This is a genomic window from Arthrobacter sp. DualSoilB13, assembly GCF_055389195.1.
Map to the genome: position 1 here is coordinate 247,093 of NZ_AP035865.1, position 17,953 is coordinate 265,045.

Genomic DNA, 17,953 nt, shown 5'->3' on the forward strand with positions numbered 1-17,953 from the left:
TCCTATCGCTTGCTTGGTTTAAGTGCTGCTTGAAGGCGGGAAAGTGGTGAGGGTAGTGCGGTCAGCTTTTGGGCTACCAAGTGTCCGGAACCGCCGGAAAGTCCGGGGCCGGGATGGGTCGACGCGCCGATGTGCCAGAGACCTTCGACGGCGGTTTGGTGTCCTGCCGCTGCGGGGAAGGGCCGCCAGAGCAGGTTTTGGAAGAGTTCCGCGGAGCCGCCGTAGGGGTCGCCGTTGACGGCATTGGGATTGGCTGCGGCCAGATCCGTCGGTGCCAAAACCTCCGAGGCCAGGACGGTTGCCCTGGTTCCCGGGGCGAAGTGCTCCAACCGGGCCAGGACCCGTTCCAGATAGCCGTGCTTCAGCTCGTCAGTCCAGCCGCCCGCAACGTCCAGTTGGCCGGCCGCGTCACCTACGGGCGTGAACGGGACTTCCTGGAGCTGCAACCACAACGTGGCTTTGCCCTCCGGAGCCCGCGACGGATCGAGGACGCACTGTTGGCCCACCACCACGGTAGGTTCGTTGGGCAGCAGACCCGCTTCAGCCTGGGCACAGGCGATTCCGGTGCTGTCAGAGCCATTGCTGATATGAACCAGAGGGACGGTGTTGAGCCTGGGATCGAGCCATTCCACAGGCTTGTCCACAGCAAGGTGGATCTGCATGGCACCGCGGCCGTTCTGGTAGCGTTCGGCGGCCTGGGCCGTACCAGCGGGTGGTTGCCGGAGGAGCCGGGTGTAGAGGGCCTGGGGCGAAACGTTCGCGAGCACCGTGCCGGCTGAAACCACGCCTTGGGATGTGCGGACGCCGGTGACGGCATCTTTGCCGGAAACCTCGGAGCCCACCAGGATTTCCTCGGCCTCCGCGCCCAGCATGATCCTCACCCCGTTGTCGCGCAGCAACGACTCGAACGCACCCACAAACCGCGAAGCACCGCCCGTAACCACGGGGAGCCCAAAGCTGTGCATGCTCATGGCCATTACTGGCAGCATGACGCCGCCTGTGGCTTGGTCCGGGCCGAGCCCTGCGTGCAGAAGCCAGGGTGACCACAGCTGGTCCGCTTCCCAGCCATCAAAACGGCTGCGGACATAGTTTCGTCCGCTCATCACGGAATCGCGGACGAAGGCTTCCGTCCCTTGGAAGCGCCCGCGTCGTAAGGCCCCCAAAGCAATCTTTGCCACTTCCCCAAAAGACCGAAGCTCTGCTCCGAAAGCCCCGAACACCGTTCCTGCGTTGCGGCCCAGATCATCAAACATTGCCAGATACGCAGCTTGGTCGCCGGGTTCCTTGAACGCAGCAGCTGTGGTGGCCGGGTCCCGCTCCGCGATGACCACGCGGTGGGCTCCGGTGGCCGGGTCCGCGGCAACGCTCGCTGTCACCGGGCCGGAGGTGTTGGAATACTCCAGGCCCCTGGCGTGCAGCTCCTTGCCCAGCGCCCCGTAGGCACCGCCGGACACGAACAACGGGTGCCAGGAGGAGAAGGAGTCGTGGATGAAGCCCGGAAGGGTCCGCTCGGCGGAATGGATGAAGCCACCAAGACGGTCAGAGCGCTCGATGATGCACACGCGCTTCCCGGCCAAGGCCAATTCTGCCGCCGCCACCAAGGAGTTGATGCCTGAACCGATGATCGCTACGTCAACTGAATCGTCCATAACCGCACCTTTCATAAGGGTGTGCCTAGAAATCCGGATGGCTGGCCGTGGCGTGATACTTGCCGCCGTGGAACACCAGGGGAGCACCGCCGTCGTGCTTGTAGCTTTCCACTTCACCCACGTAGATGACGTGGTCACCGGCGTCATGTCGCGAAACGGTGCGGCACTGGAAGGTTGCCACAGCGCCGTTCAGCAGCGGAACCCCAGCGATTCCTTCGGTGGTTTCCGCGCCCACGAACTTGTCCGTGGCAGGTGTTGCGAACTGCCGGGACAGGACGTGCTGGTCACTAGCCAGGATGTTGATGGCAAAGTGCGTTGCGTCCTCGAAATCACCCAGGCTGGGCGCCCGTTTGCTGGGGCACCAGAGCACCAGCGGCGGCTCCATTGACACTGAGGTGAAGGAATTGGCGGTCATGCCTACTTTTCGGCCGTCCGCCGCCACAGTGGTCACCACGGTGACGCCCGTGGCGTACTGACCTAGGGCGCTGCGGAAATCACGGACATCGAACACCGACGTGTCCTCTTCTTTCCTGGCCTGCATGAAGTCCGCGGCAGCTGCGGAGTCGAACCACCAGGGATACGACGTCCGGGGGTCATCAAAACCGCTCACGATGCTTGCTGCCAGTGCCGGATGGTCAGCGGCTTCACGGAGGAGCGTCTTCTGGTGATCACGCCGCGGCTTCAGGAGATCGTTGGTCCATTCCACGGCCCATTGCCCCCAGCCGCGCCAGAATTCGTCGAACGTCCGCTCCATCCATGGGCGGTCAAAAGGTTGCTGGCCGCGGCGAACAATCGCGTCAAGGTAGTACTTGGCAGCCAGGGTCGCGTTGTTGGAGCCCTGCCCGGTGAGGGGATCATTGAGGACCACGGCGTCGCCCAGCCCGAACACCAACGTGCCGTTGCCGAGCTCCCCGACGGCGGACCTCACCGTGGGCGTGATGCGTCCCAGGAGTGTGGCGCCGTCGTCAGTCAGTTCTGCCGTGGCGAAGTTTTCGGCCTCGTGCGGGAAATGCTCGCGCAGGATTTCCAGCGAACGCTCGAGCTGCTCTTCGGGGGTCCCGACGTCGGTCCAGCGGTCCATGGGGCCGCCCACCACGCCCTCGAACACCATCATGCGGCACGGGCCGGAGACGGTCAGGCCGGGGAAGGTAAAGAATTCGCCGACGCCGGGTGCCATGGACATGCGGATGGCGTCGCCCCCGCCGTCGGTACCTGTGGCGGACGAGCCGGCGGAAGCACCGCCGTCGGACGTGACGTAGTTCAGCGCCAGAACCCTTTGCGGCCGGTCGAAGGGCGATTTTGCCTTGTCCCGCGGGAAGATCTGGCCGATTTCGCCCTTGCCGGTGCTGACAATGACCAGTTCGTAGTCATGGGCGAGTTCTTCGAGCATCCTCGGGGTGACCTTCTCAATGCGGAAGTCGCCACCGGCTGCAACGAACGTCTCGATCCAGAGGGCACTCTTGATGCGCTGGTCAATGGACCGGGCGGGACCGTCCAGGGGTGCTTCCCACTCGATGGGTTCATCAGCATCCACGCGTAGCCGGATGGAGGTGATGCCAGGGACGGATCCGGATTCGTAGAATTCGGTGAGCGCCGTTCCCATGTGGGCTTCGGCGTCGAGGGCGGTTGAGAACATGCACTGGCTGGACATGACCTTGCCGGTGCGGATCTGGGCTGCGGACCGGTCGGACAGGAGCGTTACCGCGTAGCCGTCCCGTTGCAGGCCCAATGCCAGCTGGGCGCCGGATTCGCCGGCCCCTACGATTGCTATTTTTCGCATGGTTGAGTCCTTATTAGCAGGGTTGTGCTACGAAACTTTGGCGGCGGAAAGGTCTGCGAGGTAGCTCGCGGCTTTGTCCGGGTACATGAACCAATCCTGGAATTCCGGCGGATGGTTGAAGCCGTTGGCGAAGCGGTGCGCGATGTCCGGTTCGCTGTTCGCAGCACCCAGCAGCTCCAGGACATGCGGCGGAGGCGGGGCCAGGAGGGCATTTGTCCAGTGTGCAACGTGCTGCGCGTAATCCCAATAGCGCTCGAAGGTTGCCTGCATGAAGCTCGCATCGTAGGCGCCATTGCCGTGCCGGGTGATGCTGTCCAGATACGACGCCGCGCACTTGCTCGCGTTGTTGGAGCCCTGCCCGGTGATGGGATCGTTCAACACCACGACGTCGGCCAGGCCCAGTACCTGCCTGCCGCTAGGCAGTGTGGCAATCGGGTGGCGGACGGTGGGGGCAAACCGGCCTTGAAGGACGCCGTTGGGATCGGTCAGTTCCACATTCGTGGCACGCTCGGCTTCCCACGGCAGGAACTTCGAGAGGATGTTCTTGGAGTTCTCCAGGTGTTCCTCCGGGCTGAGCCCCTTCCATGTGTCCATCGGGCCGCCGGGCACGCCTTCGAAGACCATGATTTCGCAAGGACCGGTGGTGGTCAGCGCGGGGAACACGAAGTACTCACCTATGCCCGGAATGAGGTTGAACGAGACCGCCGAGTACTCTTCGCGGGGTTTCAGGCCCGTCACATAGGTCAAGGCCAGGGCGCGCTGCGGGGCATCGTAGGTGCTGCGTTCGGCGTCGCGGGTGAACAGTTGGGCGATCTCACCCTTGCCGGCCGCCACGATCACCAGGTCCGAGGTCTGCGTGTACTTTTCCAGCTCAGCCAAACCGGCATCTTCGAAGACCAGCTCGCCGCCGCGGGCTGTGAACTCTTCCATGAACTTGGGGAACTTCACCCGCTGATCGATGGACTTGGCGTGGTTGTCCAGTCGTGAGGCCCAGCTGATCGCCTTCTCACCCGGCAGCTCGGGGTGGGGGATGGTGAAGGAGATGCCGTCCACGGTGGGAGCATCGGGCCAGAAGTCCAGGCCGAGGGCCCGCTCGTTCTCAAGTGCGTTGTGGAAGATGCATTGGCTGGAGGCTACTTTGCCGCCAGCAATTTCCTCGGACGTGCGGTTGGAGATGGTGGTCACCTGGTAGCCGGCGTCCAGGAGTCCGATGCCCAGCTGAAGCCCGGACTGGCCGGCCCCGACGATGGTGATGTGGCGTTGCGTCATGGCGTTGCCTTTCTCTCTGGTGGAGGTTGTTGTGAAGCTTGGCGTTAGTTTGCTGCGAGCAGGGGAATAGCCTCTTCGGCGCGTTCCGGTCCCAAGGCGGAATAGCCGCCGTCAACGGCCCAATCGGCACCGGTGACGAAACTTGCTTGGTCACTGGCGAGGAAAGCGACCACGTCACCCACCTCGTGCGGGCGGCCGACCCGCTTGAGGGCGTGGAAGGGGGCCGCAACCGAGTCTGTCTTTTGGAGGTTCCCGTTGCTGAGGGAGTCCATGATGTTGCTCCAGACCCAGCCGGGGCTGACGGAGTTCACGCGGATGCCGTCTTCTGCGAAGTCCACGGCCATGCTGCGGGTCACCTGAACCAGGGCTGCTTTGCTGGCCGGATAGAGCCATCGGCCGGTCTGGGCCACCGAGCTGGAAATGGAGGTGAAGTTGATGATGGCACCGTGGCCGGACGCCTTGAGGTAGGGTCGGGCCGCATTGCTCGCCACCACGGCGCTGACCAGATTGACGTTGAGGGCTTCGAGCCAGTCGGCTCGCCCGGAGGCTGCGCCGTCGTCCTTGTAGGTACAGGCGAGGTTTACCAGGACGCCGAGCCCGCCGTAGAGGGCCACGGTTTCCTCCACCAGTTCGCTGACTGCGGCATCGTCGGTGATGTCCGTGTGGGAATAGTGAATCCCTTCCCCGAGAGCTTTGGTGAGGGTGTCGCCGTCGGGAGCTATATCCGCAACCACCACCGTGGCTCCGGCGTCGCGCAATGAGGTCACCACGCCTTGCCCCACCTTGGTGGCCCCACCGGTGACGATTGCCGTCCTGCCTTCGAGTGCTGACATCTGCCGAACCCTTTCTCTCGCGTTCTGTGTTACGTAAATATGACGTGCGTCATATTCACTCTTGAAGTGACTCTAGGTTGCCCTTCTCCGGCGGAATATCCACTTGGCGCAGTGATCATCCGAATTACGCAGGTTCTTCCTCTTCCTCGTGCCAACCAACCCATGCCGCGGAAGTGAGGTGGGTTTCCCTGGCCCGAAGCTCCGCCGCCCAGAGTTCGAAGTGGCTCCTGTCCCATTCGTCTCTGCGGTCATGTACCACCTTGATGTTCTTCACTGGTCCTCACCCCGCTTCCGCCGCTGTTATGGTGCTGTGAGCTGCGTCATACTTGTCTTAAAAGCGACTCTAGACAGCTGTTGGACTCCGGAATATCCAGTTGGCGCGAGGATCGTCCGATAAGCGAAAAGCTGCACAAGACCCTGTGAAGTAGGTGGCGGATGGTGAGGATTCTTCCCCGTGATGTGCTCCGGGGCCGCCCAACCATGGCCACCACTGACGTGGACGAGGCACACGCCAGGATCGCCGAACTGTTCTGCAGCCACGAGCTTGCACCACTGACGCACCAGTCCTCGGTGGACATGAAGTTGCGCTCCCTGCACCGGGGTGACGTGGGGATCGAGTTCCTGGACTACGGAGCCGACGTCCGGATTGAGCCCGAGGGCCTGCAGGATTTCCACCTGGTGCAGATCCCGTTGGCAGGGCACGCATCCATGAAGGTGGGTGCCAGCACGGTGGAGTCGGGTCCCCGGATGGCCACTGTTCCTCCGCTCCACCGGCCCTTCTCCATGAGCTGGGACGGCGGAAGTCCGCACCTCATTGTCTACGTGCGTCGTTCAGCGGTTGAGCGGGTGGCGGGTCAGCTTTATGGCCATGACACCGTTGATCTGGGCTATGGCATGGACCTTTCAGGTGCCGCCGGCCGCGCGTTCTTGAGGTCCGTCGTCGAGCTTCATGACGACATGATCAGCCAGCCACGTACCACTGCTCCCGCGTTTGTGCAGGGGCTGCTGGCGGACAGCATGGTGTCACGCCTGCTGATGGCCATGGAGTTGCCCGGTGATGAGACCCGGGACGCGGAATCTGAAAGCCGCCTGGTCCGGGAGTTCCGCGAGCTGTTGGACCGGCATGCTTTCGAAGAACTCACCGTGCCGGACATCGCCGAATGCTTGGGTGTCTCGGTTCGAACGCTGCAAACGGCCCTTCGGGCGGAAACTGGAGCGACGCCGTCGGAGTTGCTGCGCAGTATCCGGCTGGACCGTGCCCGGGAGATGCTCCTGGAGGCGAGCCCCCGCGAGCAGAGTGTCACGGCCATCGCGGAACTCTGCGGCTTCACGCACCAAGGGCGCTTCTCTGCGCTCTACGTAAAGGCCTTCGGAGAGCTACCCAGCGAGAGCCTGCGCCGATGACGGAAAGCTATCGGCGAGCATAATCCAACAGCGCCCCCATCCACTGACTTGAGCAGAGCTACCGCGTCATTGTGGTCCTGGCCCTGCGCGAAGTGACCGAGCCGAGCAATGCAGATGGCGTCAGAGGCGGCGATTCCTGCGTGGATGCAGAGGGTTGCCACGGCGTCGGCAACTTCGTAGTGATCTTCAGCAAGTTCGAGGGCATCCATGGCCACCCGCTGGAACTGCGCGGCCTTGCTCAAGCGACCTCGGCGGATACTTTCGCTTCCCGGTGTGGTCCTCATCTAAGCGCCACTGCCAGCGCGGAGAACGCGGCGCAACCACGTTCCATCGCCGAAAAGTGTGTCGCCCTCATCGATGATGGACTCGAAAATCGACGAAGGCGCTACTTCCGACTCCAGGAAGACAAAAGGCCGCGTGTCGTTGCCCGTCCAGGCGCTGATTTCGCCGGCCAGAGTGGCTATTCTGGTTTCGGCCTGCAACTCGTTGACGTCGTTCGGAAGGGCGATGAACAGGTCTATGTCGCTATCGTTTCGCATGTCATTACGTGCGGCCGAGCCATAAATCGTGACGACAATCGGCGCGAATTCCCACAACTCGATCTCGGTCCGAATGCGCTCGATGAGATGGTCTTTTGCGCTGGCCATCTCCTCGACTGCTTTGGCCAAGAGGTGATGACGATTGAGGCGGAAAATGTGAGTTCTTCCGGCAACTTTCTCTACGACAATGCCTTGATCGACCAAGCGGGCGAGTGCCTTGCGGACTCCGGCGAGTGAGCTGGGCTCGGGAAGGAGGCTGCAGATGCCGGGGGCGGTGAAGTCGGCATCAGCCCGCGCAAGGACGTACAGCGCACCCATATCCAGCGACGGGCTGATGGCAGTCAAGGGGTTCTGCAGGCGCAAGATTCCTCCTATGTCTACTATTGTGCACTTATAGACACAATAGTAGACCTCGCGGCGAGTGCCGGTGCCAGCTACGCCTCCAGAACGTACGTCTTCAGATCGTCCAGCGTCTGCTGCATGTGCGCGTCCATCGCGAGACGGGCCTCGTTGGGATTGCGCGATTCCAAAGCCGCGGCGATCTTCCGGTGGTGCCCGATCGCGTGTTCCTGGATCTCCGGGAAGGCTGAAGTCTCGGCGCGCCGGGCTTCCAGGACCCTGTGCAGGGGTTCGAAAAGCACTGCCACAAACACGTTGCCTGAAGCGTGCAGGATCACGTCGTGAAAGGCGAGGTCGGCTTCGACAAACCCGGCGAGATCGTTGACTTCGTGGGAGGCCTGCATCTTTTCCACGTGGTCCCTGAGTGCGGCGAGCTCATCATCGGAGATGCGCTCGGCGGCGAGTTCGCAGGCGCCGGTTTCGAGCATGCGGCGGAGTTCAATCAAATGGATCGCAGCCGCCGCGTCCTTGGTTCCTTCAGACGCCGCACGCAACACGGCTTCCAAGGAGGCCCACTGGTTGAGGGGGTTAACAAACGTTCCGCGGCCGCGTTCAACGCTGAGGATTCTCTGGGCCTCAAGGGTTTTCATGGCCTCGCGCACTGTCATGCGGCTTACTTCGTGTTTGGCGCTGAGCTCCAGCTCGCCCGGTACCACTGTTCCGGGCGGAAATTCGCCCGCGATGATCCTGTCCAGCAGCTCATCGGCCACGACGCCCACCAATGACTTGCGTGCCATGTGTCCCCATTTCCTGTCCTTCAGACCGCCCGGGTCCCCGTGGATTACCCTCGGGACGGGCGGATGTCAGACATCTTACGCTGGCGGTGGCCAGCTTGTTTCCCAAAATTCAAGGAGCGCCTCTGCGCAGTGTTCGGGCTGTTCCCAGTGGACGTTGTGGCCGGCGCCGCGAATGGCCGCCAACCGGCGACCCGGGCTGGCGGCCACGAACGCGCGCATTTGCTCGATAGGACGCACCCGATCTCCAGTGCCGGCGATCACCAGTAGTGGCGCGCGGACGCGCCCAGGCACTGAAGGTTCGACTCCGGTCATGGCCGCCACCGCGCTGGCGGACAGAATCGGAAACGGAGTGTCGAACCCTGTGCTGAGCCGCGCCATGTCTGCTGCGGCCAGCTCTCCATACCAGGCGTTCATGAGCTTCACTACGGTCCCGGCGTCGAAGAACCCCTGATCCAGCTGGGTCCTGAGCACCTCCTTGAACCCCTGATTCTGCGGCACCGGCGCCATGCCCACAAGGGTCAATGAAGCCACCAAGCCGGGGCGGGCTGCCGCAAGCATCAACGAAACACTGCCACCCATCGAATGTCCCACCATATGCACCGCACCGCTGGCCCGGTCATCAAGGGCCGCGGCCACGGAAGCCGCTGCCGAGTCCAAGGTCCAGTCGAAATCCGGCGGGAGGGACTCGCCCGGGTGGTAGCCGGGGAGGTCCAGAATCCAGACTTCCCTGCCGGCGTCGAGCAACTTATTCGCGAGGGGTTCCCAATACACGGAACCGGACGCCCAGCCATGGATCAGGACTGCCGGAATGGGCTGACCTGCGGGAACGGCAGGGGTGAGGACGTTCACGAAGGGGAGCGGAACAGCGCTGTCAGCCATCCTCCCAGCCTAGTGATGCGCAGCACCTTGCGCGGTGAGGAGCCGTGTGTCACACTAATTCAAATGTTAGATGTCTGACATCTTACATTCACTAAACCGCAACAGAGATTTCCCACGATGGAGTGCATAGTGACCCTTGAAGCCGACGTTCTGGCCGCTTTCCCGGCGGAAGTCCAGATTCCTGCTCAGTTGGTTGCCGACGCCGTGACGGCGTCTGCCGCGGACGCACCAAAGATCCTGGTGGTCCTCGACGACGACCCCACGGGAACGCAGTCAGTTGCGGATCTCGCTGTGCTCACCCGCTGGGACGTGGAGGACTTCACCTGGGCTTTCACCCACATCCGTGCGAACCAGACCAAGCCCGCGGTCTACGTCCTCACCAACACCCGCAGCCTTGACCCGGCCGAAGCCGCAGCGCGCAACGAGGAAATCGTCCGCAACGCTCTGGCTGCCGCAGCCGCCGGCGACGTGAAGCTGGGCTTCGTGAGCCGCAGCGACTCCACCCTCCGTGGCCACTACCCGCTGGAGCCGGACGTCATCGCCGCCACCGTCGCTGCAGAAACCGGCGAACCCACCGACGGCGTGGTGATCGTTCCGGCATTCCCCGACGCCGGCCGCATCACCATCGGCGGTGTGCACTACATGCGCGCCGACGCCGGCGCACTGACTCCCGTGGCTGAGACGGAATTCGCCAAGGACGCGAGCTTCGGTTTCGCCAACTCCGAGATGGCCAAGTATGTGGAGGAGAAGTCGCAGGGCCGGTTCCCCGCGAGCGACGTGATTGTCCTGGACCTGAACATCATCCGCGCCGGAGCGTCAGCGCAAGATCCCACCATCTCCGCCAAAGCGATCGCCGACGCCCTGGAATCCGCCACCAACTCCACGCCGATCGTGGCTGACATCGTCACCGAGAACGACTTCCGTGCCCTCGCCCTGGGCTTGGAGGAAGCAGAACGCCGCGGCAAGAAACTCCTCTACCGCGTGGGCCCGCCCTTTGTCAGGGGCCGCATTGGCCAGGAAATTCGCACTGCGCTGACCTCGGAAGAAGCCTTCGCAGGCAACACTCCCTCCTCAACCGGTGGATTGATTGTGGTGGGCTCCCACGTTGGCGTCACCACCCGGCAACTCAATGACCTCACTGCGCAGCACAGCTCGGCCCGGATCATCGAGATCGACGTCGAGAAGCTCATTGCCGGAACCAAAACCTCGGGCGAAGCAGAAGCCGACGCCTACATCGAAACCGTTGTGTCCGACGTCGTCGACGCCCTTCACAAGGGCGACGTGATCGTCCACACCAGCCGCCTGCTCATCAAAACCGACGACGCCGCAGCGAGCCTGAAGATCGCCCGCACGGTTTCGGCCGCCGTCGTGGCCGTGGTGAACCGGACACTCAAGACCTTCCCGCCGCGGTTCGTCATCGCCAAGGGCGGCATCACGTCCTCGGACGTGGCGGCGCACGGCCTGGAAATCCGCCACGCGATTGTCCGCGGACCCATGCTGCCGGGCATCGTCTCGCTGTGGGAGCCGGTGGACGGTCCCGCCAAGGGCATCCCTTACATCGTCTTCGCCGGCAACGTGGGTGACGACCAGTCCCTGACCCAGGTTACCCGCAAGCTCAGCGCAACTTTCTAAACGCACACATTCAATGGAGAACACCATGACCAGCAGCAACTACACCATCACCGTCCTGGGCCTCGGCGCCATGGGCCTGCCCATGGCCACCCGCCTTGCCTCCGAGCTGACCGTTCACGGCTTCGACATCGCAGAGCCGCGCCTGGAGCTCGCAGCAGCGGCCGGCATCAAGACCTTCGACTCCGCCCGCGAAGCTTCCCAGGGCGCCGATGCGCTGCTGTTGGCCGTCCGCAACGGTGAGCAGCTCAACGATGTCCTCTTCGGCGAAAACGGCGTGGCCCCTGTCCTCAAGCCGGGCGCCGTGGTGATCCTGGGCAGCACCGTTGGCACCGAAGCCATTCCCGCAACGGTAGCCAAGCTGGCCGAGTATGGCGTCGCGCTGGTTGATGCCCCGCTGTCCGGTGGACCCAAGCGTGCCGGCGAAGGTGACCTGCTGATCGTTGTTGGCGCCGAGCCCGAGGCACTCGAAAAGGCGCGCCCCGCACTTGAACTGCTGGCGTCCACCCTGAGCATCGTGGGCGACAAGCCCGGCGACGGCCAGGCACTGAAGACCGTCAACCAGCTCCTGTGCGGTGTCCACATTGCCGCCGCCGCAGAAGCCATGGCCCTCGCCGATGCCCTCGGACTGGACCAGGCCAAGACCCTCGCCGCCCTCGAAGCCGGCGCTGCCGGTTCCTTCATGCTCTCCAACCGCGGGCCGCGCATCCTTGAGGCCTACACCGAAGACGGCGCCGAGGTCCTCAGCCGCCTGGACATCTTCGTCAAGGACATGGGCATCGTGGGCAAGGCAACCCGGGCCGCCGGCCTTGCCGCACCCGTTGCCGCCGCCGCTGAACAGCTTTACCTTCTCGGCCAGGCCCAGGGCCTCGCCGCTGCCGACGACTCCGCCGTCATCAAGGTTGTTGCGCCCTCCAAGCGCACTGCCTAACCCCGGAGTTTTTGTACAGCTAACGCCCTCATGAGCAGCCCAGAAGGGCATTAGCTGTACAAAAACTCCACACCCCCAACAAGAACCCGCGACGACGGCGGTCCCCCCTTCGCCGTCGTCGCTACCTCCGCCGGTCTTCTCTAGACTGGTATGTCAAAGGAGACACCCCCCAATGAACCCCCTCGTCAACTCGCTGATGGTTCGGGCGGCTGACGCCCCCGCCATCAAGCCCGCAGTGGAGCTGGGAACACCGCTTCTGCTGACCATCGCTGCGGCCGGGATCGCCCTGTTGCTGGTGCTGATCATCCGCTTCAAGATCCAGGCCTTTGTTGCCCTGCTGGCGGTCAGCATCCTGGTGGGCGTCGCAGCCCAGATCCCGCTCAAGGACATCTTCACCGTGGTGACCACCGGCGTTGGCAGCACCATGGGCAAGGTTGCGTTGCTGATCGCCCTCGGTGCCATTCTTGGCCGCATGATCGAGGTGTCCGGTGGCGTGCAGTCACTGGCCACGCACTTCACGGAGAAGCTCGGTGCCAAGCGCGTTGCTGTCGCTTTGACGGCCGTGGGCTTCCTGGTGGCCATCCCTGTGTTCTTCGAGGTTGGCGTGATCGTTCTGGTCCCCATCGTCTACGCCTTCGCCAAGATCGCCAACGTTCACCCCATCAAGTTCGGCCTGCCCATGGCCGGCATTATGCTGTCCATCCACGTCGCAGTCCCGCCGCACCCGGGCATCGTGGCCGGTGCCGGCGTCTTCGGCGCGGACATCGGGCTCATCACCATGATCTCGCTCATCATCTGCATCCCCCTGGGCTTCCTGTCCTACTGGGTTGCCAGCATCATGAACCGCAAGGAGTACGAGCTCCTCCCCGGTGTGAAGCAGCAGGTGGAAGAGTTCGGCTCCGAATCCCTGGTCCACGTGGGCCACGACGGTCCCGGCGCCCGCGCGATCGCACCTCCTCGTCCCGGCCTGATCATGTTCTTGATCGCCGCACCCATCGCCCAGATTCTCCTCGGCACCGTCGGCACACTGACTATCCCCAAGGACAACTACTGGTACGGCGTGGCTGCGTTCATTGGCAACCCGTTCTTCGCGCTCCTGGTGGCCGTGGCGCTGTCCTTCTTCCTGCTGGCCGTTCGCCGTCACTGGTCGCTCAAGGAAACCGGCGAAATCTTCGAAGGCGCACTGCCTCCCATCGCGTCCATCCTCATGGTGGTTGCTGCAGGAGGAGTCTTCGGTGAAGTTCTCCGCACATCAGGCATCGGCGCCGCACTGTCGCACACGCTGGACAGCCTGGGCCTTCCGGTGATTGTGCTCGGCTTCGTCATCTCCCTGGCACTCCGCGCCGCGCAGGGTTCGGCAACGGTCGCGATCGTGACCACCACCGGCCTGCTCACCTCCGCTGTGATGGAAGGCGGCTACTCACCGGCCCAGATCGCCGTGATCGTCATCGCCATTGGTTTCGGTTCGCTCGGTTTGTCCCACGTCACGGACGCGGGCTTCTGGACCGTGATCCGCTATTACGGCCTCACGGTTTCCGACGGCCTCAGGACCTGGACCGTTCTCACCACCATCCTGGGCTTGGCCGGCTTTGCGCTGACGTATGTCGCCTGGATCCTGGTGGGGGGCCTGGGCCACTAATGCGCACCACACTCGACCACTTGGTCAACTCCGCCCTGGCCTCCGGCTCGGCCGTTCCCGCCTTCACTTGCTACGACTTCACCACCGCCTTGGCTGTAGTGTCGGCGGCGGAGGAAGCCCGGCTCGGCGTGATCCTGCTCGTCGCTCCGAAAACTGCGTCCACACCCAACGGCCTGCGCCTCATTGCAGCCCTGCGCGGCCTCGCCGACGACGCCAGCGTCCCGGTTTCGGTTCAACTGGACCACGCCTCGGATCTCAAGGTCATCCTCGACTCGGTGGCCGCCGGTGCAGACGCCGTTCTGGCCGACGGTTCGTCCTTGCCCTACGAGGACAACATCGCCTTGGTCCGCGAAGTCCGTGCCGCGCTGGACGCCCAAGGTGCCTCCGACGTCGTCATCGAGGCTGAACTCGGCGGCCTTGCGGGTGACGAGGACAAGGCGTTTGGTGCCGAAGATTCAGCGCACGACGCCGGCACTTCAGTTGCGGGGCTCACCAACCCCACGCAGGTGGCTGACTTCGTGGCGCGAACGGGTGCGCAGCTGCTCGCCGTCGCGGTGGGCAACGTGCACGGAAAGTACAAGGGCGAGCCGAACATCCGTTGGGACGTGCTGCAGGAAGTTGCTGATAACACCGAGGTGCCGCTGGTACTCCATGGTGCGTCGGGCATTCCAGCGGATGAGCTCGCGAAGGCCCCTTCTCTGCAGGTGGGCAAGGTGAACTTCAACACGGAGCTGCGCACGGGAATCCTGTCCACTCTCGAAGCTGAAACCGCTGCACACCGGGCCGACGGTGAGAATCTGCAGGGTTTGCTGGCCCGCTGGAACGGCTCGGCTGCCACGTTCGCCGGCGCCACGCTGGAGTTGCTCAGCGCGTAGGGCCAAGTTCAAGAACACAGGGAGGCTAGGATCAAACCATGATCCTGGCCTCCCTGATTTTTGCGACGATAGCCGCCCTGCTCCACGTCTACATCTTCACCATGGAGTCCATTACCTGGACCAAGCCCAAGACCTGGAAAACGTTCAGCATCACCTCTCAGGCCGACGCGGAAACGACCAAGCCGCTCGCCTACAACCAAGGCTTCTACAATCTGTTCCTTGCCATTGGCGCGTTGATCGGCATCGTCGCAGTAGCCATGGGTGCAACCCAGGTCGGCTGGACCCTCGTCTTCAGCAGCTGTGGTTCCATGCTCCTCGCGGCACTCGTCCTCGCCGCCAGTGGAAAAAAGTACCTCCGCGCAGCAACGCTCCAAGGCACAACGCCGTTGCTCGCCGTCGTGCTTGGAATCATCGCCGTTACAACCTCCTGAGTTTTTGTACAGCAGGTGCCCTGAAAACGCCTTCTGAAGGGCATCTGCTGTACAAAAACTCGCGGGCTTAGGATTCCGGGGGGCCGGATTGTGCCGCTGCGTCGTCCATCCACAGGACTTCCCAGTGGTGGCCATCCAGGTCACGGAATGCGCGGCTGTACATGAAACCAAGGTCCTGGGCGTCGTAGGTTTCGGACCCGCCGGCTTCGAGCGCCTTGGCGGCCAAGGCATCCACGTCTTCACGGCTATCGGCAGAAATGGCGACAATGGCCGCCGTCGTGTTGTGCGTGTCCGCGATGGGCTGCTTGGTGAATTCGCTGAACTTGGCATGGGTCAGGAGCATGGCATAAATGGTGTCGCTGAAGACCACGCAGGCTGCAGTGTCATCGGTGAAATTAGGGTTGATGGTGTAGCCAAGGGCCGTGTAGAAGGCCTTGGATGCTTCAAGGTCGCTGACGGGCAGGTTGACGAAAATCGACGTAGTCATGCCTCTGATCCTGCCGGTGTTTCCATGAGCCGTCCAGAGGCAATTCTGCGGTAGCTGATATTCCGGAAGGGACAGGCGCCCCGCCTGCTGGTCCCGTACCTCAGCCGGGCGGACAATGAAGTCAGCACGCAAATGCGTGCCACTGCAGGGGAGCCATGGAGATGGATGCGAATCCTACCGCCGGCAAGGCGACGGCTGTGCAACGGGACCCGGTGATCGACCTTGTCCGGTTCACCTGCCTGCTCCTGGTGGTGGCCGCGCACTGCATGATGGTCAGCCCGGTCCTGCACAAGGACGGGACGGTCACTACCGTTAACGTGCTGATGGAGCAGGGTTGGTTCACCCCTGTGGCTTGGGGCCTCATGATCGTGCCGTTGTTCTTCGTCCTGGGCGGTGTGACAGGTCTGCAATCATGGCGTCGGCTGAAGGCGCTTGGCGGGACTGGATTCGACTTCGCCCAGGTGCGGCTCCTGCGCTTGGTGCGTCCGGCCATGGCTTTGCTGGCGATCATGTGGGGAGGGCTGTGGATCGCGCTGCTGCTGGGTGTCCACCCGCAGGTCATCCAGTTAATGACCGCCGGCGCCGCCATGCCGCTCTGGTTCCTGGCGGCCTACCTCACAGCGCAACTCAGCATTCCCCTGATGGCCCGATTTCACGAACGCGCGCCACTTCTGACATTCGCCGCCCTGGTGGCCCTGATCATTACAGTCGATTCCCTTCGCGGCGCCATTCCCGTCCTGGCGTTCGCGAACATGATCTTCCTCTGGTGCGCCGTCCAACACCTGGGCTTTCTGATGGCTGACGGCTTCTTCGAGCACAGGAGCCGCACCTGGCTGGTTGGGGCCATCGTCTCCAGCAACCTCTTGCTCGGCGTGGTGACCGGTGTGGCCGTGTACCCGGGGAACATGGTGGTTAACCTGAACCCGCCCAATTTCTGCCTGCTCCTCTTGGGCATTTCCCAAGCCGCAATACTCCAGTTGCTGCACCACGGTCTTCGGGCGATCGCCGGCTTCCATTGGATCCAGGCAGTCATAGCCGTTGCAGGACGGCACTCCATGACCATCTATCTGTGGCATCTTCCGCTCCTGGTGGGCATGTCCGGGTTGCTGCTGCTCACGGATGTTCCCAAGCCGTCGGCCGGGACCGCAGAGTGGTGGTGGGCGCGAATACCCGTCTTTTTCGCGGTAGTAGCCCTGTTGGTTCCCGTGGTGTGGCTTCTTGGTCGCTTGGAGAACCGTCCGACGGCGGCCAGCCACGCTCGCGGTCCGTTGCGTTCCGCTGTGGTGACGGCCGGCGTCGTGGTTTTAGTCCCGGTGGCTGATGCCGCCTTGAACGGTTTGACGCTGGCACTGTTGGGCGGGGGAGCGGCCTGCTTCGCCCTTGCCGTCCTTCTTCTCGGAAGGGTTCCGACGCCGGTGGTGCAACCGCCGCTGCGGGAGGACGCGGAAGTATCCGTGGAGCGGTTGCGGACGTTGCCAGAGCCGGATTTACGTGCCAATCTCGAAACATGACCGAGTACACGGATTCACTGGCAGAGTCGTTCCGCCCTGGCGTCACCACAGTGCGCAACGACAAATTTCACCGCTATGAGCTACATGTGGACGGAGAGTTGGCCGTGATTTCCCAGTTCATGGACAAGCCCGGTCATATTGATTTCATTCACACTGAGACGAAGCCGGGGTTCAACGGCCAGGGCCTGGCGAAAGTACTGGCGCACTTTGCGTTGGATGATGTGGTGGCGTCCGGAAAGCGGATCATCCCGCATTGCCCTTACATTGCCGCGTACTTGAAGAAGCACGAGGGCTACGAACAGGACGTTGATTGGCCTGCTGAGAAGCCTGTGGGCCAACCGAACAACGAGTAGACGTTCAGCTCTTTTTGCGTTGGACCGTGGTGGTCTGGAACGGCCAGATCGGTGGTGTTCCGCTGAGGGAGACCAAGGCGTCATGCTCATCGGCGATGAGCTGTCCCCGACACGTGGCCCGGACCTGCATTGCACTGACCAGGCTTCCGCCGTGCAGGTGATCGGAGTCCGTGACCAGGTAGGAGAAGCTCCGCATCACTGATTGGCCAGGGGCCAGGCGGCTGATTTCAAGATCCCGCTGGACAGGTTCAGTGGTGTAGTGGAGTACCTCCATGCCCTCGTTGGTGAAGGAACGCGGTATCAAGGCGATGTCCCGCAGGTAACTGCCCGAGTCGTTGGTGATCCATGCCGTGAAAATGACAGTATCGCCCGGAATGGCCCAAGTCCTGTCCGCGCCGTAGACCAAGGCGACATGTCCCGCGTTCTTCTTGCGGGCAAGCAGTCCGGAGCGGCAGTGCGGCAATCCCCGAACCACGGCCCCCTGACGCCGGTGGGCCTTTTGGTGGAGTGCGCGCGTCAACTTCAGGAGGGGGCGCCGGACGCCGGTTTTTCCTCGGCTCAGTGCGGCGGTTGGGAAGGTCATGACTCACTAGTGCTGCCAAGTACGG

The 17,953-nt window shown here is 63.1% G+C and carries 18 protein-coding genes; 8 read left to right on the forward strand and 10 right to left on the reverse strand.

The window, feature by feature from the left end; genetic code table 11:
* Positions 1-2: 2 nt before the first annotated feature.
* The 4 genes from ACZ5J0_RS01215 to ACZ5J0_RS01230 are packed head-to-tail and all read right to left on the reverse strand — an operon-like array spanning position 3 to position 5,531.
* Positions 3-1,649, reverse strand: a complete 1,647-nt coding sequence (locus ACZ5J0_RS01215) for a phytoene desaturase family protein (RefSeq protein WP_166841039.1) — start codon at positions 1,647-1,649, stop codon at positions 3-5.
* 25 nt (positions 1,650-1,674) lie between these two features.
* On the reverse strand, positions 1,675-3,429 hold the full coding sequence (locus ACZ5J0_RS01220) for a flavin reductase (protein WP_166841041.1): 1,755 nt from the start codon (positions 3,427-3,429) through the stop codon (positions 1,675-1,677).
* Positions 3,430-3,456: 27 nt separating this feature from the next.
* Positions 3,457-4,698: a styrene monooxygenase/indole monooxygenase family protein gene (locus ACZ5J0_RS01225; RefSeq protein ID WP_464093979.1), complete on the reverse strand. Its 1,242-nt coding sequence runs from the start codon at positions 4,696-4,698 to the stop codon at positions 3,457-3,459.
* 44 nt (positions 4,699-4,742) lie between these two features.
* A complete protein-coding gene (locus ACZ5J0_RS01230) occupies positions 4,743-5,531 on the reverse strand; it encodes an SDR family oxidoreductase (protein WP_166841045.1) in 789 nt (262 codons plus the stop codon).
* A gap of 480 nt (positions 5,532-6,011) precedes the next feature.
* Here ACZ5J0_RS01230 and ACZ5J0_RS01235 point away from each other — a divergent pair, with 480 nt between their 5' ends.
* Positions 6,012-6,935 (forward strand): AraC family transcriptional regulator, encoded by a 924-nt coding sequence (locus ACZ5J0_RS01235; RefSeq protein WP_223941470.1) that lies wholly within the window; start codon positions 6,012-6,014, stop codon positions 6,933-6,935.
* Here ACZ5J0_RS01235 and ACZ5J0_RS01240 read toward each other — a convergent pair.
* The 4 genes from ACZ5J0_RS01240 to ACZ5J0_RS01255 form a co-directional block, all read right to left on the reverse strand.
* The gene (locus ACZ5J0_RS01240) at positions 6,887-7,219 is read right to left on the reverse strand and encodes a hypothetical protein (protein WP_166841050.1); all 333 of its coding nucleotides are present in this window, start codon (positions 7,217-7,219) and stop codon (positions 6,887-6,889) included. The two genes, ACZ5J0_RS01235 and ACZ5J0_RS01240, sit on opposite strands and share 49 nt — an antisense overlap.
* On the reverse strand, positions 7,220-7,837 hold the full coding sequence (locus ACZ5J0_RS01245) for a nucleotidyltransferase domain-containing protein (protein ID WP_250820678.1): 618 nt from the start codon (positions 7,835-7,837) through the stop codon (positions 7,220-7,222).
* Positions 7,838-7,908: 71 nt separating this feature from the next.
* Positions 7,909-8,610 carry a FadR/GntR family transcriptional regulator gene (locus tag ACZ5J0_RS01250; RefSeq protein ID WP_142937074.1) on the reverse strand — a complete coding sequence of 234 codons (702 nt, stop codon included), beginning with the start codon at positions 8,608-8,610 and terminating at the stop codon, positions 7,909-7,911.
* 75 nt (positions 8,611-8,685) lie between these two features.
* Positions 8,686-9,489, reverse strand: a complete 804-nt coding sequence (locus ACZ5J0_RS01255) for an alpha/beta fold hydrolase (protein WP_464093980.1) — start codon at positions 9,487-9,489, stop codon at positions 8,686-8,688.
* Positions 9,490-9,618: 129 nt separating this feature from the next.
* Between ACZ5J0_RS01255 and ACZ5J0_RS01260 the strand changes: the two genes are divergently transcribed.
* From ACZ5J0_RS01260 to ACZ5J0_RS01280, 5 genes are all read left to right on the forward strand, one after another.
* On the forward strand, positions 9,619-11,121 hold the full coding sequence (locus ACZ5J0_RS01260) for a four-carbon acid sugar kinase family protein (RefSeq protein ID WP_464093981.1): 1,503 nt from the start codon (positions 9,619-9,621) through the stop codon (positions 11,119-11,121).
* Positions 11,122-11,146: 25 nt separating this feature from the next.
* Complete coding sequence (locus ACZ5J0_RS01265; protein ID WP_166841055.1) at positions 11,147-12,049, forward strand: NAD(P)-dependent oxidoreductase; 903 nt, start codon at positions 11,147-11,149, stop codon at positions 12,047-12,049.
* 172 nt (positions 12,050-12,221) lie between these two features.
* Positions 12,222-13,688 carry a GntP family transporter gene (locus ACZ5J0_RS01270; RefSeq protein ID WP_464093982.1) on the forward strand — a complete coding sequence of 489 codons (1,467 nt, stop codon included), beginning with the start codon at positions 12,222-12,224 and terminating at the stop codon, positions 13,686-13,688.
* On the forward strand, positions 13,688-14,563 hold the full coding sequence (locus tag ACZ5J0_RS01275; protein ID WP_464093983.1) for a class II fructose-bisphosphate aldolase: 876 nt from the start codon (positions 13,688-13,690) through the stop codon (positions 14,561-14,563). The genes ACZ5J0_RS01270 and ACZ5J0_RS01275 overlap by 1 nt, the downstream gene beginning before the upstream one ends.
* A gap of 38 nt (positions 14,564-14,601) precedes the next feature.
* Positions 14,602-14,994, forward strand: coding sequence for a DUF1304 domain-containing protein (locus ACZ5J0_RS01280; protein ID WP_142937068.1), 393 nt, complete (start codon positions 14,602-14,604; stop codon positions 14,992-14,994).
* Positions 14,995-15,061: 67 nt separating this feature from the next.
* On the opposite strand, the gene ACZ5J0_RS01285 is transcribed toward ACZ5J0_RS01280, so the two are convergent.
* Positions 15,062-15,481, reverse strand: a complete 420-nt coding sequence (locus ACZ5J0_RS01285; protein ID WP_166841061.1) for a VOC family protein — start codon at positions 15,479-15,481, stop codon at positions 15,062-15,064.
* A 155-nt stretch (positions 15,482-15,636) separates the two neighbouring features.
* On the opposite strand from ACZ5J0_RS01285, the gene ACZ5J0_RS01290 reads away from it, so the two are divergent.
* Both ACZ5J0_RS01290 and ACZ5J0_RS01295 read left to right on the forward strand, forming a co-directional pair.
* A complete protein-coding gene (locus tag ACZ5J0_RS01290; protein WP_464093984.1) occupies positions 15,637-16,992 on the forward strand; it encodes an acyltransferase family protein in 1,356 nt (451 codons plus the stop codon).
* Entirely contained in the window at positions 16,989-17,345 is a 357-nt protein-coding gene (locus tag ACZ5J0_RS01295) for a GNAT family N-acetyltransferase (RefSeq protein WP_142937065.1), read from the forward strand. Before ACZ5J0_RS01290 ends, ACZ5J0_RS01295 begins: the two co-directional genes overlap by 4 nt.
* Positions 17,346-17,349: 4 nt before the next feature.
* Here the strand turns inward: ACZ5J0_RS01295 and ACZ5J0_RS01300 are convergent, their stop codons facing one another.
* Complete coding sequence (locus tag ACZ5J0_RS01300) at positions 17,350-17,928, reverse strand: hypothetical protein (protein ID WP_464093985.1); 579 nt, start codon at positions 17,926-17,928, stop codon at positions 17,350-17,352.
* Positions 17,929-17,953: the final 25 nt, after the last annotated feature.